This is a genomic window from Aurantimonas sp. Leaf443, assembly GCF_001425575.1.
In the GTDB taxonomy this organism is placed as follows: Bacteria; Pseudomonadota; Alphaproteobacteria; order Rhizobiales; family Rhizobiaceae; genus Leaf443.
The window spans coordinates 569,893-583,979 of record NZ_LMRD01000001.1; the positions used below are offsets into that span (position 1 = coordinate 569,893).

A 14,087-nucleotide genomic window follows, 5' to 3' on the forward strand; every position below is an offset into this window, starting at 1 on the left:
GAGAGGGGAACTCCGCAAAGACGGGGGAGAGGAGGCGCCTTCCGGAGGCCGAACGGGCGGCAACGGCGGGCGGGCTGGATTGTGACAGTGATTTCGCAGATCGACCGGGGTCTTGCCAGCCGGCATTTCGGCAGGCCTCTTCGTCCAACGGCCGGGCGAGCGCCGCGAACGCGCGCCGAAGATCCGGCTCCGCCCCAGCCAACGCATCGGAGCATCGCTTGAAGGTCTACGAGAACGCCACCGAAGCCGCCCTCTCCATGCGCCCGGACGTGCCGGTCTACTGCTACCGGCCGAACGTCCTGAAGGCGGACGCGCGCGCGTTCATGGACGCCTTTCCCGGCGAGACGGCCTATGCCGTGAAGACCAATGGCGAGCCGATGGTGCTCAAAAGCCTTTCGGAGGCCGGCGTCACCCTGTTCGACGTCGCCTCGCCCGGCGAGTTCGCGGCCGTGCGCTCCGTCGCGCCCAAGGCCGAGATGATCTACATGCACCCGGTGAAGGCGCAGTCCGACATCCGCCTCGCGCTCGAGACCTACGCCATCCGCGTCCTCTCGCTCGACCACGAGGACGAGGTCGCCAAGATCCTGCGCATCGTGCGGGCCCTCGATCTCGATCCCGGCACGATCACGCTCTTCATCCGCCTGCAGACCAAGGGCCACGCGGCCTACGAACTCTCCAAGAAGTTCGGCGCCGCGCCCGCCCATGCCGTGGAACTCCTGCAGCGCTGCCACCGCATCGGCTTCAAGGTGGGCCTGTGCTTCCATGTCGGCTCGCAGATCGAGGATCCCGAGACCTACGAGCGGGCGCTCGCCTCCGCCGACTGGGTTCGCAACCGCGCCGACGTGCCGCTGGCCGGGCTCGATGTCGGCGGCGGCTTCCCCGCCTCCTACGGCCACGATCCGCGCCGCAAGAAGCCCGTCATGCCGGGCAGCGACGAGATCATGGCGAGCCTTCGCCGCGACATCGCCGAATGGGGCTTTTCCGACATGCCGCTCGTCGCCGAGCCCGGCCGCGTGGTCGTCGCCCGCGCCTTCTCGCTCATCGTGCGCGTCCTCCTGCGCAAGGGCCGGCGGCTCTACATCAACGACGGCATCTGGGCCTCGCTCTCCGACAGCTGGACCGGCAAGATCACCCTGCCGGCGCGCTTCATCCCCGATCCCGCCCGCACCCAGCGCAACGGCGACCCGAAGACGATCGGGTCCTTCAAGGTCTGCGGCGCCACCTGCGATTCCGTCGACATCCTCTCGCGCCCCTTCTGGCTGCCCGAGACCGTGGACACCGGCGACTGGATCGAGATCGGCCATATCGGCGCCTATTCGCTCTCTCTGCGCACTCGCTTCAACGGTTTCTATCCCGACACGTTCGTGGAGGTGACGACCCCCTTCGACGACGGGACGGCGGCGGACGGCTATGCCAGTCTCGAGACGATGGCGGACTGACGGTCGGCGGTCGGCCCGACGAGGACGCGCCGGTGCAGGCCGGCGGGAGGAACCGAGCGAAAGGACGATCCGATGTCCATCAGACGCGACTTTCCCGATCTGCCGCCGGTCTGGGCGGCGGGCGCCACGCTCGCCTCGATCGCGCTCGGCCGTTTCCTGCCGATCGTCGCGCTGCCGCGATGGATGGATGGCGCCGGCGCCGGGTCCGTCCTGTGCGGCATCGCGCTCGCCGCCTGGGCCGCCCTCTGGTTCCGGCGCAAGCGCACGCCCATCGAGCCCCGCGAGGCGCCGCGCGCGCTGATCGTGGAGGGGCCGTTCCGGGTGAACCGCAACCCCATCTATACCGGCATGATCCTCGTCGCCCTCGGGGCCGCGCTCTGGTCGGGCGGCCTGTCCGGGCTTCTGCCGGCGCTGGCGCTGCCCTTCGTCCTGACGAAACGCTTCGTGCGCGGCGAGGAGGTGGCGTTGCGGCAGGCCTTCGGGCGGGAAGCGGACCTCTACTTCGCCGCCACGCGACGATGGTAGGTGGAGCGGCGAACGGCGCGTCTACGTCGTTTACCGGTCTTGCCAATGGAAAGCGTTCGGTCTGGATGTTGGAGTGAGGCGACAGTCCCTTCCTTCAACCGAGACCCGATCTTGCCATCCGAAGCCGAGCTCACCGAGCTGATCTACAGTGCTTCGGCCGATCCTTCGCTTTACGATGGCGTCCTCTCCTCTGTGCTTGCGATCTTCGGCTCGGCGGCGGCCGGGTTCTCGCTGCAGCGGATCGACGACGGCTCCTTCGCCATGGGCGCGCAGACCGGCATGACGGAGGCAGTGCTCGCCGCCTATTCCGCCGAATACGCTGCCCACAACGTCTTCCTGCAATCCTCCTCGCGCTTCGGCCTCGGGGTGACCCTGACGGACGAATTGCACGACGAGGGAAGGCGCTCGGCCGAGCGTTTCGAGAACTCGCTGTTCTACTCCGACTGGGTGAAGCCGCAGGGCTACCGGCGGGCCATCGGCAGCGCGCTCAGCCAGCGTGGCGACCATCTCCTGATCTTCAACCAGTGGCGGGGCGAGGGACGCGGCTTCGACGCGGGGGAACAGGCGCTGCAGGCGAGGCTCGCGCGCCATCTGCGAGCCTCGCTCGATCTCGCCGAGCGCTTCGCGCAGCTCAATCGCGACCTCTGGCGGGCGCGCCACCTGCCGCAGGAGGCCAAACTCGGCGTGATCGCGCTGACGCCGTCCGGCCATGTCAAGGAGGTCAACGGACCGGCGGCCGGTCTCCTGTCGCAAGGCCGCGGCCTGCGCGTGCGCGACGAAAGGCTGGAGGCCATCGACCCGGCGAGCGCGCTGCGGCTGGCCGATCTTCTCGCGCGCGCCCGGCACCTTCATCCGGGTGCGGCGAGCGAACTCGGCCCCATCGCCATCGCCTGCGGTTCGGGCATGGAGCCGCTCCTCGCCAAGGCGATCGTCTGCCCGGCGCTCGCGATCCCGATCCCCGGCGAACGCACGGCGACGATCTTCGTCGTCGTGAAGGAGATCGAGGCCGACCGGGCGCGCATGCAGGCGCGGCTTGAGAGTCTGGCGCTCAGACACGCGCTGACGGCGGCCGAGACGCGCATCGCCGGCCTGCGCCTCGTCTCCCGGACGCTCCGGGACGCGGCGGCGCGGGCGGGCGTGACCTACGAGACCGCGCGCGGCCAGTTCAAGATCGTGCTGCAGAAGCTCGATGTCGGCAACCAGTTCGAGTTCCTGCGCCTCCTGCAGGCGGACGGCGACTGAGAAGGGGCCGGCCGCCATCGCGCCCGGGCCCGTCCTGTCGCAATCGGAACGAAGCGTCCCGGCGTCAGCGCGACTTCTTGTAGAGCTTCTGCGCGATCTCGAACATTTCCTCCGGCGCGTAGTCCGGGGTGAAGGCCGAGGGCACGCCGGTCAGCTGGTGGATCTTTCCGCCCTCGGGATGTCCGTCGACGACTTCCAGCTCGCCCTTGGGATCGCCGGGCAGGGCCATCTCGCCCTGGCCCCAGATGCCGGCCATGTCCTTGTAGTCGTTGGGGCTGAACGTGTAGAGGCGCCGGTGCGAGCCCTCGTCCAGATATTTCTGGCATTCGGGAATCTTGTCGAGCGGGATGTTGGGCGTCGGCAGGAACTTCTCCAACTCGACGCCGGTGATCTTCTTGAGCGCCAGCGCATAGGCATGGGCATGCACCGAGCCGCGCACGAGGAGATAGCCGCAGACTTCCCGGCCCGTCGGGTCGGTCAGGGTCTCGTAGACGCGCAGCTTGTGCAGGCGCGCGCCGCATTCGAGATGGAAGTTGTGCAGGAGATCGACGACGACGTTGCCGGTCGTCGTGATCATGTCGTTGTTCCAGGACGCGCCGTTGGCGTTGACGGGGGTGGCGCCGCCGGCATTGGAGAGGAAGGCGGCCGCAAGGCGGATGTCCTTCATGTCGCCGAAGGGCGCCCCTGAAATGTCGCCGCCGTCGCCGGTGTCGCCGTCTGGCACGTCCGGCCCGTTGTTCAGCATGGCGACGCCGTTGGAGACGAGTTCGACATGGCCGAGTTCCTCGGCGGTGATCGAGGCGACGAGGCTGTAGAACGGCTTCAGCTTGTCCTTGGATCGGAAGTTGAAGCTCTGGAACATATAGTTCCCGAGCGTGGACATCTCGCCATACTTGCCGCCCAGGAGTTCCTGGAGGGCTGCCGCGGCGTTGGGATCGCGGCGCTTGGGAGCGGGGAGTTCGGCCTGGAGCTTGTCGACACGCATGAACATTGCAAGGGACCCTTTCGATTGGACCTGCCAACCGAACGGTGCCTGGACTCGCCCGTTCCTGCGAAAGGCCGTGGCCGCCTACCGACCACGGCGCGTTCCGCCCCCGTCGCGATCAGCGTCGGGGCGTGATGTCCTTCATGGCGGCGGGTTCGAGGTCCGGCTTCTCCGCCAGCCCGTGCTCGCCGAAATGTTCGAGGATGAGATTGAGGTTGCGGCGATGCGCCTTGAAATAGACGTCGAACACGTCGCCGAGGAGCGGCACGGCGCCGACCGCGACATCGATGCCGATATTGGCGAGCATGCGCGCGATCTTGTGGTTCGGCACTCCGAGCTTGCGCGCCTCGTTGACGAGGAAGAGACCGATCAGGCCGCCCGCGGCGTCGCCGACGCCCGGAACGAGGCCCATCATGCTGTCGGCGCCGAATCGGATATTGGTGCCCGGCACGCGCACGGCCGTGTCCATTAGGCGCGCGATGCGGGCGATGCGCTTCAGGCGGCGCTCCCGGCCCATGTCGAAGGCGAAGGCGTCAGCGGTCGTCGACGGCATCGAAGTTCTACCTCTCGGGGTTCGAGCGCCGGCCCGGCCGGCGCATTCGCCTGCCATATGGGGCTGGCGGCGCGCCGCTGAAAGAGGGCGTGGGATCGATGCCGACGCAGCGCCGCGCGGATGGCGGCGATGCGTCGCCAGGCGCCGGGGACCGACCTCAGAGCGAGGCGAGGAAGTCGGGCGTCGGCCAGCCGTCGGCCGGCAGGCCGAGGCGCAATTGCTCGGTGCGCACCGCCCGGCGGGTGTTCTCGCCGAGGATCCCGTCCACCTTGCCGACATCGTGGCCGCGCGCGGCGAGCCGCTCCTGCAGCGCCTTGGTCTGGTCGACGTCGAGGCCGGGGGCGGGCGTGCCCATGTCCACCTTCTCCGCCCCGTCGAGGCGCGTGGCGAAATAGGCGGCCGTCAGCGAGTAGACGAGCGACTTGTTCCACTTGAGGTAGATGTCGAAGTTCGGGAAGGCGAGGAAGGCCGGCCCGCCGCGGCCGAGCGGCAGGATGAGGGAGGCCGCCATGTCGTCGCTCTCCAGCGCCGAGCCGTCGGCCTTCGTCACGCCGAGGGCGGCGAAGGCCGAGCGCGGCTCCTTGTTGACGAGCGCGGCGCGGTCGTAGGGGAAGCCGTCCGGCACGCGCACCGCCTCCAGCCAGGGCTGGCCGCGCTGCCAGCCGAGCGAGGCGATGTATTTGCCGGTGGTGAAAAGGACGTCGGCCTGGTCCTGGCGCAGGTCGACGCGGCCGTTGCCGTCGCCGTCCGTGCCGAAGGTCACGTATTCCTCCGGCAGGAGCTGCGTCTGGCCGAGTTCCCCGGCCCAGGCCCCGCGCATCTCCTGCGGGGCGAGGTAGCCCTTGTCGACGATGCCGATGGCGGCGATGAGATGCGGGCGGAAGAGATCCGGGCGGCGGCAGTCGTGGGCGAGGGTGGCGAGCGCCGGCAGCGTCTCGAAATCGCCGAGCACCGCGCCGTAATCCGTCTCGAGGCCCCAGAAGGCGGCGATCACCGGCGCCGGAACGCCGGTCTCGGCCTCGACGCGGGCGAAGACGTCGCGCGCCTCCGCGAGCTTCTGCTGGCCCGCCTTCAGGCGGTAGGCGCTGACCATGCGGGTGGCGAATTGCTGCCAGTTCTGCGCGAACACGCCCTGCGCCCGGTCGCGCGCCAGAACCTTCTCGTCGATCCGCATGTCCGCGACGGCGGCATCCACGGCATTTTGCGAGAGGCCGGAGGCGAGCGCCTCGGCGCGCACGCCGTCCAGGAAGGCGGCGAAGTCGCCGCCGCAGGTGGGCTTTGCGTCCTGCGCCATGGCGGGCGCGGCGCCCGCGCACAGGAGGAAGGCCAGGGAGCCGAGGAGGCGGGTGCGAGGCGTCATGCCGGGGTCGTCCGTTCGGTCCGCCGCAGGCCCCGCCTCGTCATGGGCGGCGCGTGCGGGCGCGCTGTCTGAAGGTCAGCCTCCACTATGGGCTTGCAGCCACTTTTTCCAGTCCTGAACCGTTCCGGCGAAGGCGTTGCGGTCGACTTCCCCGTTGACCCCCGGCACGCTCCCGGTCGCCGTGTACTGCCAGAACCGGAAGTCGCGGTCCTCGTAGACATTGTGCGGATGGTCCTTGACCGCGCGCAGCCAGAAATCGTGGCCGCGGAACGTGCCCACGAGACGCTCGCGATGCACGTCGATCGGCACGTAGAGGATCGGCTTCTTGCCGTAATGCTTCTGCAGCGCGTCCGACATCGCGGTCACCTCGCGCACCAGTTCCTCGCGCGGCGGCCGGCGGGTGCAGGTGGGCGAGAAGGGCGTCCATTCCACGTCGATCACCGGCGGCAGGGCGCGCGGGTCCTTCGGCACGTTGCGGATGAACCAGGCGGCCTGCTCGATGCCCGGCCGGCAATGGTAGAAGAAGTGGTAGGCGCCGCGCGGCATGCCGGCCCGGCCGGCGGCCTGCCAGTTCTCGGAAAAGCGCGAATCCACGCGGTCGCCGCCTTCGGTCGCCTTCAGCCAGGCGAAGGAGACGCCGCCGCGCCGCGCCGTCGCCCAGTCGATCGTGCCCTGATATTTCGAGACGTCGATGCCGTGGATCGGATATTGGTGGGCCGAGGTCGCGGTGAAGCCGCTGAGGCCGAGTTCCACCGGGTCGAGGCTGGCCGAGCGGCAGGCGGAAAGCGTGAGCCCGGCCAGAAGCGCGGCGCCGACCGCGAGCGCCCGGCCCGCGCGGAGCGCCCCGCGGCGGCCGCCCCGCACGCGCGGCGATGTCGTCTCGGCAATGGTCATGCAGGCGTCCCCCGGCCTTCGATCTCGTCCGCCCAGTGCTGGAGCGCGGGCCGGGCGCCATTCTGGAAGGCGCATTCGGACCGAATTGCGACGTGAACGGTCGGCGCGGCGGCGGGTCGTCGACATTTCAGCGCAGGCGGCTGGCGCCAGCCTGACCTCCGCCGATCACTGCATGAAACACGGTGACATCTTCTGTGATCACGACTCCCGTGAACCATTCGTGAGGTCGGCTCGTTTTGGCGGCAACGAAACTCGGACAAGGATTTTTCGCGATGAAGACGCTCATGACCGTTCTCGGTGTCTCCGCCATGCTCGCCCTCGGCGCCTGCTCGGACTCGAACGAGACCACGACGACCTCGTCGACGCCGGCGGCCACCGACTCCACCTCGACCTCTTCCACGACGCCCCCGGCGACCACGACGACGACGCCCGCCACGGGCACGACCGGCTCGATGAGCGCCACGCCGCCCGCGACCGGCACGACGGGCACGACCGGCACCACGGGCACGGCGAACCAGTAAGAAGCGGCGCGGTTCGCCGCGCCGTCAGACCGGGTCCTCGCTTCGGACCCGCCAGGATCCAGCGGCCGTCGCGTTCCACGCGGCGGTCGTTGCGATTCGAGGGAGCGGCCCACCGGCGCGACCACCTGTTCAAGGCCCGCAACTGCCTCTAGGCTCCGCCCCCATGCGAATCCTATCCAGCCTCAGCGACCTCGTGTCCGCTCTGACCTCCGGCGGTCGCGCGACGCTCGACAGCCTTCTCGAGACCGTGCGCTCGCTCTTCTCGGGCGATCGCGAGATCCGGCGCAACGTCGCGTTCAGTGTCGCGCTGATCGCCCTGTCGGCGAAGATGGCCAAGGCCGACGGCATCGTGACCTCCTCGGAGATCGTCGCCTTCCGGCAGATCCTCGAGATCCCGGACGCGGAACTGCGCAACGTCTTCCGCCTCTACGACCTCGCCCGCCAGGACACGGCGGGGTTCGAGGAATATGCGCGCAAGCTGACGCATCTGTGCGGGGACGCCGGCTGCGACGACACGTTTCTCGGCGACGTGCTGGACGGCCTGTTCCACATCGCCAAGGCCGACGGCGTCGTGCACGAGCGCGAGCTCGACGTGCTCGCCCGCATCGCCGCCATCTTCGGCCTGACGGAGGGCGAGTTCGAGCGGACGCGCCTGCGCCACACGCGGGGCGAGGAGAACCCCTACATCATCCTCGGCCTCGACCCCGATGCCGGGCCGAAGGAGGCGCGGGCGCGCTATCTCACGCTCGTGCGCGAGAACCATCCCGACAGCCTCGTCGCGCGCGGCGTGCCCGACGAGTTCACCTTCATCGCCACCGAACGCATGAAGGCGATCAACAGCGCCTATGCCATGATCGAACGCCGGGCAGGCGCGTGACGCCCGACACCGCGCTCGCCTGCGCCTGCCGCCCTTCCGCCAACCACAACGGCCGGCGCGTCGAAGGCGGGCCGGACATGCTGATCCTGCACTATACCGGCATGGGCACGGGGGAGGCGGCGCTGCGCTGGCTGTGCGACCCGTCGAGCGAGGTCTCCTGCCACTATCTCGTCCACGAGGACGGACGCATCGTGCAGATGGTGCCCGAGACCGAGCGCGCCTGGCATGCCGGGGCCGGCAGCTGGCGCGGGCGCGCCGACGTGAACTCGCGGTCGATCGGCATCGAGATCGTCAATGCCGGCCATGACGGCGGCCTGCCGGACTATCCGGACGTCCAGATCGAGGCGGTGATCGCGCTCGGCCTCGACATCGTCGCGCGCCATGCCATCGCGCCGGACCTCGTCCTCGCCCATTCCGACATCGCCCCCTCGCGCAAGCAGGATCCGGGCGAGCGCTTTCCCTGGGCCCGGCTCGCCGCCGCCGGGCTCGGCCATCATTGCGAGCCGGTCGCCGCACGCAGCGGGAGATATCTCTCGCGCGGAGATCGCGGCGAGCCCGTCGAGGCCTATCAGGGGCTTCTGGCGGCCTACGGCTACGAAGGGCCGGTCGACGGCATGTTCGACGAGCCGACGCGGCTCGCCACGATCGCCTTCCAGCGCCATTTCCGGCCCGAGCGGGTCGACGGGGTGGCGGACGCCTCCACCATCGCCACGCTCCACCGCCTCCTCGTCACCCTGCCGTCCTCGCCGCTCGCCCCCGGCGCTTGACTTGGGTGCCCCGGGCCTCCACTGAGGCGCGGTCAGCCGGCCGGGCGGCCGCTCCCGTCATAGGTCGAAAGACGGCGGGGGAGGAAAGTCCGGGCTCCACGGAGATACGGTGCCGGATAACGTCCGGCGGGGGGAACCCCAGGGACAGTGCCACAGAGAACAGACCGCCTCGACCGTCGTCCGGCCGCCTCGCGCAGCCGGGGACCCGGCCGGGGTAAGGGTGAAACGGTGGGGTAAGAGCCCACCGCGCTTCTGGCAACAGCGGCGGCACGGCAAACCCCACCGGGAGCAAGACCGAATAGGAACGACGCGGACCAGCGCCTCCGGGTGCCGGGCCAGCCCATCTCCGGGCCGGTCGTTCGGGTGGGTTGCTCGAGCCGGTCCGCAAGGGCCGGCCCAGAGGAATGGTCGCCGGGCGGCGCATGCCGCTCACAGAACCCGGCTTACAGGCCGGCTGACACCGCGTCTTTTCGCGGGAGCCGCCCGCCATGGGCAGGCGTCCCACCCGGGGCGGGGACCTTCGCCGATCGGATGGGACAACGCCCCACCGCGGCGATCTCGACCGCCGGGCCGCCGGCTTTCCCGCAGGATCCTGCCCCGCCGGCCGCCATCGGGCGCCGTCTGAACGCCGCCGCGACGCTCCCTTCCGACCCCGACCGAATCGCGCCGCCGGTCGCGCAACTCGAAAGTGCAGCGCGCGCTGCAGGTCGCGCGCTCGGAAATCCATTCCCCGCAACGGCTCCCGAACGGAGTAGCCCGCAAGTTTTCGGAAGGGTGACGCGAAGTTTTTTTCGCCTGCGCCCGACCCGCTGAAGCCCCCGGTTGCCTTGGGATTTCGCACTGCACAATTTCCCGGAAGTTGCACGGCGACCACCGTAATCACACGAGTGGCTCATTTTTGCCACATTCCGAAAAAGCCCGTTTTTAACAATGCGTTAAGGCTGACGCTTTATGAACTTCGGGATGGCCCGAGCCCCTGTGCGGACGGGCGTTCCCATTGACGCCCATGGGGGCCCATGTTATCCCAAACCCCATCAGAAAGCGGTCGTCTGCGACCTCTTCCAGCTCATGAGAAACCCGCTTCCGGCCTGTCCGGATCGAAGGAATCCGGCCTTTCCGCCGGGCGCCGGGGCCTTCGCATGGACGGGATCGGGTTCAACCTGACGGAGGCTTTCATGGAATGGGCGCCAATCCGAGGCGGACGACCTTCGATTGATGGACCGGTTTCTCTCCAACTTCGTCCACAACATCGACGCCAAGGGGCGTGTCTCGGTGCCGGCCGCCTTCCGGCAGGTGATCGTTGCTCGAGGGATCAGGGAGCTCTTCGCGATGCGCAGTCTCACTCATCCCGTGATGGATGTCGGCGGTCCGGACCTCCTGGAGCGGTTCGAGCAGAAGATGGCCGAGGCCGATCCGCTGAGCGAGACGTACCAGGACCTGTCGATCTTCGCCTATGGCGACGGCACCTATCTGAAATCGGATGCGGAGGGGCGGATCGCGATGACCGACTTCATCCGCTCGCATACCGGCATCAAGGACCGCGTCGTCTTCGTGGGCGCGCGCGACTACTTCCAGCTCTGGGAGCCGGACTACTTCGAGGCCTACCGCAACGAGGCCAGGGCGCGTCTCCTATCGGCGCGTCAGGGACAGGCCTCAACCGCGAGGGCACCGGAATGACGATGGGCGGCGGCCGGGTCGAGGAACCCGCCGCTGGCGGACCAGCCCGCCACATTCCGGTGCTTCTCGCGGAAGTTCTCGCCGCGATCGAAGTGACCCCCGGCGACCTCGTGGTCGACGGCACGTTCGGCGCGGGCGGCTATTCCCGCGCGCTCCTCAAGGCCGGCGCGCGCGTCGTCGCCATCGACCGCGACCCGACCGCCATCGCCGGCGGCGCCATGCTCGCGTCCGACGAGCCGCGCCTGTCGCTGGTCGAGGGCCGCTTCGGCGACCTGGACGCCATCCTCGAGGGCAGGGGGCTGGCCGCCGACGCCGTCGTCCTCGACATCGGCGTCTCCTCCATGCAGATCGACGAGGCCGCGCGCGGCTTCTCCTTCCAGAAGGACGGCCCGCTCGACATGCGCATGGCCGCGAGCGGCCCGACCGCCGCCGACGTGGTGAACCGCCTGAAGGTCGGCGACCTCGCGCGCATCTTCGCCTTCCTCGGCGAGGAGCGCCATGCCGGCCGCGTGGCGCGCGCCATCGAGGCCCGGCGCGCCGAGCGCCCCTTCGAGACGACGCTCGACCTCGCGCAGGTGATCGGCCGCGCCGTGGGGCGTTCGCCCAAGGACAAGATCGATCCGGCCACGCGCAGCTTCCAGGGCCTGCGCATCTTCGTCAACGACGAGCTCGGCGAGCTGGCGCGCGGCCTCCTTGCGGCCGAGCGCGTGCTGAAGCCCGGCGGGCGCCTCGTCGTCGTCACCTTCCATTCGCTCGAGGACCGCATCGTCAAGCGCTTCTTCCGCGACCGCTCGGGCACGGCCGCCGCGTCTCGACACCTGCCGGACGTCGCCGTGGAGGCGCCGACCTTCGAGGCGCGCAACCGGGCGCTCGCGGCCAGCGATGCGGAGGCGAGCGCCAACCCGCGGGCGCGCTCGGCCAAGCTGCGCGTCGGCATCCGCACCGCGACGCCGCCGAGACGCTCGGCGAGCCCCCTCGACTTCGCCGATCTTCCCGCCCTTGCCGATCGACCCGAGACCGGAGCCTGACCCGCCATGCTGAAGACGATCGACATCGTGCTCATCGCGGTCATGATCTCCGCGGCCGCCTATACCTACACGGTCAAGCATGAGGCCGAGCTGATCGAGGACGAGATCGCCAAGGTCGAGCGCAAGATCGCGCTCGAGCGCGAGACGATCGCGCTTCTTGAGGCCGACTGGAGCCTCCTCGACCAGCCCGACCGGCTGCAGCGCCTGGCCGCCGCCTTCGAGGCCGACCTGAAGCTCTCGCCCGTCGAGTCCCATCAGATCGTCTCGGCGGCCGCCGTGCCGATGAAGCCGGTCGAACCCGTTTCCGACATCGACAAGGTCATCGCCGATTTCGCCGAGACCGCGTCCACGCACGTGGTGAGATGATCATGCGTCTTCCCCAAGCCATCGCGCGTCTGAAATCGTCGAGCATGCTCAAGCGCCTGTTTCCGAAGGCGCCGGAACCGGCGGTGTCCGTCGCCGACCCGTTCGGCCGTCGCCGCCATCTCGCTCCGCCGCGCAACAAGGCGCGTTTCACGCTGGCCATCGGCCTCTTCGTCTGCGTCTACGCCGTCATCGGCGGGCGGCTCGTCATGTGGGGCGCCGTGCCCAACGAGCGCGCCTCCTATTTCGGCGCGCGCGACCAGATCATGGCGGCGCGGCCCGACATCGTGGACCGCAACGGCGAGGTGCTGGCCACCGACATCAAGACCGCCTCGCTCTTCGCCGAGCCCAAGAACATCGTGGACGCGGACGAGGCGAGCGAACTCCTGCTCTCCGTCCTGCCCGACCTCGACGCCAAGGTCCTCTATCGCCGTCTCTCGTCCAAGGCCGGCTTCGTCTGGCTGCGCCGCGAGCTGACGCCCGCGCAGCAGCAGCAGATCCTCGACCTCGGCATTCCCGGCGTCGGCTTCCGCACCGAGAAGCGCCGCTTCTATCCCGGCGGCTCCACCGCGTCCCACATCGTCGGCATCGTCAATGTCGACAACCAGGGCATCGCGGGAATGGAGAAATACATCGACGACAGCGGCTATCGCGACATCCAGAACGCGGGCCTGGCCGTCGGCAACGACCTGGAGCCGGTCAAGCTCTCGATCGACCTGCGCGTCCAGCACATCATGCGCGACGAGCTGGCGGCCGCGATGGTGCGCTACAAGGCGATCGCGGCCGGCGGCGTCATCATCGACGTGTCGACCGGCGAGGTCCTCGCCATGGCCTCGCTGCCCGACTACGACCCGAACAATCCGGGCGACGCGCTGAAGAAGGAGAACATGAACCGCATGTCGGCGGGCGTGTTCGAGATGGGCTCGACCTTCAAGAGCTTCACCACCGCGATGGCGCTCGACTCGGGCAAGGTGAAGATCACCGACTCCTTCGACACCTCGCCCTTCCGCGTCTCCGGCTTCACCATCAAGGAGTTCCACTCCAAGCACCGGCCGCTCAGCGTGCCGGAGATCTTCAAGTATTCCTCCAACGTCGGTTCGGCGCACGAGGCGGACGCGGTCGGCATCGACTTCCACCGCGAATTCCTGACGCGGCTCGGCCTCCTCAGCAGGCTGAAGACCGAGCTGCCCGAGGTCGCCTCGCCCACGCAGCCCGCCGTGTGGAAGAAGATCAACTCGATGACGATCTCCTACGGCCACGGCGTCGCCACGACCCCGCTGCAGACGGCGGTCGCCGCGGTCGCGCTGATGAACGGCGGCTTCCTCATCCCGCCGACCTTCCTGCCGCGCACGGCGCAGGAGGCCGATGCCGTCAAGACGCGCGTCGTCAGCGAGAAGACGAGCGGCGAGATGCGCTATCTCTACCAGCTGAACGGCGAGGAGGGCTCCGGCCGCTCGGCCAACGTCGCGGGCTACCGCGTCGGCGGCAAGACGGGCACGGCCGAGAAGGTCATCAACGGCCGCTATGTCGGCAACAAGCGCTTCAACGCCTATCTCGCCTCCTTCCCGATCGAGGCGCCGCGCTACGTCGTGCTCGTCGTGGTCGACGAGCCGCAGCCCGAAGAGGGCAAGGGCGTCGGCGCCACCGCCGCCTCGAATGCCGCGCCGACGGTCGCCGCCATCATCCGCCGCTCGGCGACGCTGCTCAAGGTGAAGCCCGAGTTCGAGGAGCCCGGCAAGTCGCTCCTCGTCTCCTATTGAGCGCGGACGATTGCCGGCCGGCGTGGCTGATAAGACTCAATGAGCACCGTGCACGCGCGGGCGTGATGCTCTAAGAGACGGCCAACGGCGGACCGG

The 14,087-nt window shown here is 69.1% G+C and carries 15 protein-coding genes and 1 other RNA gene; 11 read left to right on the forward strand and 5 right to left on the reverse strand.

Annotation, left to right across the window (positions count from 1 at the left end):
* Positions 1-218 precede the first annotated feature (218 nt).
* From ASG48_RS02560 to ASG48_RS02570, 3 genes are all read left to right on the forward strand, one after another.
* Positions 219-1,439 carry an ornithine decarboxylase gene (locus ASG48_RS02560; RefSeq protein WP_055844675.1) on the forward strand — a complete coding sequence of 407 codons (1,221 nt, stop codon included), beginning with the start codon at positions 219-221 and terminating at the stop codon, positions 1,437-1,439.
* Between the two features lie 72 nt (positions 1,440-1,511).
* Positions 1,512-1,964, forward strand: coding sequence for an isoprenylcysteine carboxylmethyltransferase family protein (locus ASG48_RS02565; RefSeq protein ID WP_055844677.1), 453 nt, complete (start codon positions 1,512-1,514; stop codon positions 1,962-1,964).
* Positions 1,965-2,075: 111 nt separating this feature from the next.
* On the forward strand, positions 2,076-3,206 hold the full coding sequence (locus tag ASG48_RS02570; RefSeq protein WP_055844680.1) for a hypothetical protein: 1,131 nt from the start codon (positions 2,076-2,078) through the stop codon (positions 3,204-3,206).
* Between the two features lie 64 nt (positions 3,207-3,270).
* Here the strand turns inward: ASG48_RS02570 and ASG48_RS02575 are convergent, their stop codons facing one another.
* The 5 genes from ASG48_RS02575 to ASG48_RS18120 form a co-directional block, all read right to left on the reverse strand.
* Positions 3,271-4,197, reverse strand: a complete 927-nt coding sequence (locus ASG48_RS02575; protein ID WP_055844684.1) for a manganese catalase family protein — start codon at positions 4,195-4,197, stop codon at positions 3,271-3,273.
* 112 nt (positions 4,198-4,309) lie between these two features.
* On the reverse strand, positions 4,310-4,744 hold the full coding sequence (locus ASG48_RS02580) for a DUF4112 domain-containing protein (RefSeq protein WP_055844687.1): 435 nt from the start codon (positions 4,742-4,744) through the stop codon (positions 4,310-4,312).
* Positions 4,745-4,901: 157 nt separating this feature from the next.
* Positions 4,902-6,104 carry a lytic murein transglycosylase gene (locus ASG48_RS02585; protein WP_055844690.1) on the reverse strand — a complete coding sequence of 401 codons (1,203 nt, stop codon included), beginning with the start codon at positions 6,102-6,104 and terminating at the stop codon, positions 4,902-4,904.
* A 75-nt stretch (positions 6,105-6,179) separates the two neighbouring features.
* Complete coding sequence (locus tag ASG48_RS02590) at positions 6,180-6,998, reverse strand: GH25 family lysozyme (protein WP_055844693.1); 819 nt, start codon at positions 6,996-6,998, stop codon at positions 6,180-6,182.
* Between the two features lie 127 nt (positions 6,999-7,125).
* Positions 7,126-7,284 (reverse strand): hypothetical protein, encoded by a 159-nt coding sequence (locus ASG48_RS18120; RefSeq protein WP_156381407.1) that lies wholly within the window; start codon positions 7,282-7,284, stop codon positions 7,126-7,128.
* Here ASG48_RS18120 and ASG48_RS02595 point away from each other — a divergent pair.
* From ASG48_RS02595 to ASG48_RS02625, 8 genes are all read left to right on the forward strand, one after another.
* Positions 7,283-7,519, forward strand: a complete 237-nt coding sequence (locus tag ASG48_RS02595; RefSeq protein ID WP_200939554.1) for a hypothetical protein — start codon at positions 7,283-7,285, stop codon at positions 7,517-7,519. The genes ASG48_RS18120 and ASG48_RS02595 overlap by 2 nt on opposite strands.
* Before the next feature lie 193 nt (positions 7,520-7,712).
* Positions 7,713-8,396 carry a DnaJ family molecular chaperone gene (locus tag ASG48_RS02600; protein ID WP_348271110.1) on the forward strand — a complete coding sequence of 228 codons (684 nt, stop codon included), beginning with the start codon at positions 7,713-7,715 and terminating at the stop codon, positions 8,394-8,396.
* Positions 8,393-9,163, forward strand: a complete 771-nt coding sequence (locus ASG48_RS02605) for an N-acetylmuramoyl-L-alanine amidase (protein WP_055844702.1) — start codon at positions 8,393-8,395, stop codon at positions 9,161-9,163. Before ASG48_RS02600 ends, ASG48_RS02605 begins: the two co-directional genes overlap by 4 nt.
* A 32-nt stretch (positions 9,164-9,195) precedes the next feature.
* An RNA gene (gene rnpB, locus ASG48_RS03605) (RNase P RNA component class A) lies at positions 9,196-9,625 on the forward strand.
* A gap of 753 nt (positions 9,626-10,378) precedes the next feature.
* Entirely contained in the window at positions 10,379-10,840 is a 462-nt protein-coding gene (gene mraZ, locus ASG48_RS02610; protein ID WP_055844705.1) for a division/cell wall cluster transcriptional repressor MraZ, read from the forward strand.
* Complete coding sequence (gene rsmH / locus ASG48_RS02615; RefSeq protein ID WP_055844709.1) at positions 10,837-11,868, forward strand: 16S rRNA (cytosine(1402)-N(4))-methyltransferase RsmH; 1,032 nt, start codon at positions 10,837-10,839, stop codon at positions 11,866-11,868. The genes mraZ and rsmH overlap by 4 nt, the downstream gene beginning before the upstream one ends.
* Positions 11,869-11,874: 6 nt before the next feature.
* Positions 11,875-12,234 carry a hypothetical protein gene (locus tag ASG48_RS02620; protein ID WP_055844712.1) on the forward strand — a complete coding sequence of 120 codons (360 nt, stop codon included), beginning with the start codon at positions 11,875-11,877 and terminating at the stop codon, positions 12,232-12,234.
* A complete protein-coding gene (locus tag ASG48_RS02625; RefSeq protein WP_055844715.1) occupies positions 12,231-13,991 on the forward strand; it encodes a penicillin-binding protein 2 in 1,761 nt (586 codons plus the stop codon). The genes ASG48_RS02620 and ASG48_RS02625 overlap by 4 nt, the downstream gene beginning before the upstream one ends.
* The last annotated feature ends 96 nt before the right edge of the window (positions 13,992-14,087 follow it).

Excerpts from the sequence above, each read along its gene's own strand:
- mraZ (WP_055844705.1), top strand. The coding sequence starts at position 10,379 with ATGGACCGGTTTCTCTCCAACTTCGTCCACAACATCGACGCCAAGGGG.
- ASG48_RS02585 (WP_055844690.1), bottom strand. The coding sequence starts at position 6,104 with ATGACGCCTCGCACCCGCCTCCTCGGCTCCCTGGCCTTCCTCCTGTGC.
- ASG48_RS02590 (WP_055844693.1), bottom strand. The coding sequence starts at position 6,998 with ATGACCATTGCCGAGACGACATCGCCGCGCGTGCGGGGCGGCCGCCGC.
- ASG48_RS02620 (WP_055844712.1), top strand. The coding sequence starts at position 11,875 with ATGCTGAAGACGATCGACATCGTGCTCATCGCGGTCATGATCTCCGCG.
- ASG48_RS02565 (WP_055844677.1), top strand. The coding sequence starts at position 1,512 with ATGTCCATCAGACGCGACTTTCCCGATCTGCCGCCGGTCTGGGCGGCG.
- ASG48_RS18120 (WP_156381407.1), bottom strand. The coding sequence starts at position 7,284 with ATGAGCGTCTTCATCGCGAAAAATCCTTGTCCGAGTTTCGTTGCCGCC.
- ASG48_RS02625 (WP_055844715.1), top strand. The coding sequence starts at position 12,231 with ATGATCATGCGTCTTCCCCAAGCCATCGCGCGTCTGAAATCGTCGAGC.
- ASG48_RS02580 (WP_055844687.1), bottom strand. The coding sequence starts at position 4,744 with ATGCCGTCGACGACCGCTGACGCCTTCGCCTTCGACATGGGCCGGGAG.
- ASG48_RS02575 (WP_055844684.1), bottom strand. The coding sequence starts at position 4,197 with ATGTTCATGCGTGTCGACAAGCTCCAGGCCGAACTCCCCGCTCCCAAG.
- ASG48_RS02595 (WP_200939554.1), top strand. The coding sequence starts at position 7,283 with ATGACCGTTCTCGGTGTCTCCGCCATGCTCGCCCTCGGCGCCTGCTCG.
- rsmH (WP_055844709.1), top strand. The coding sequence starts at position 10,837 with ATGACGATGGGCGGCGGCCGGGTCGAGGAACCCGCCGCTGGCGGACCA.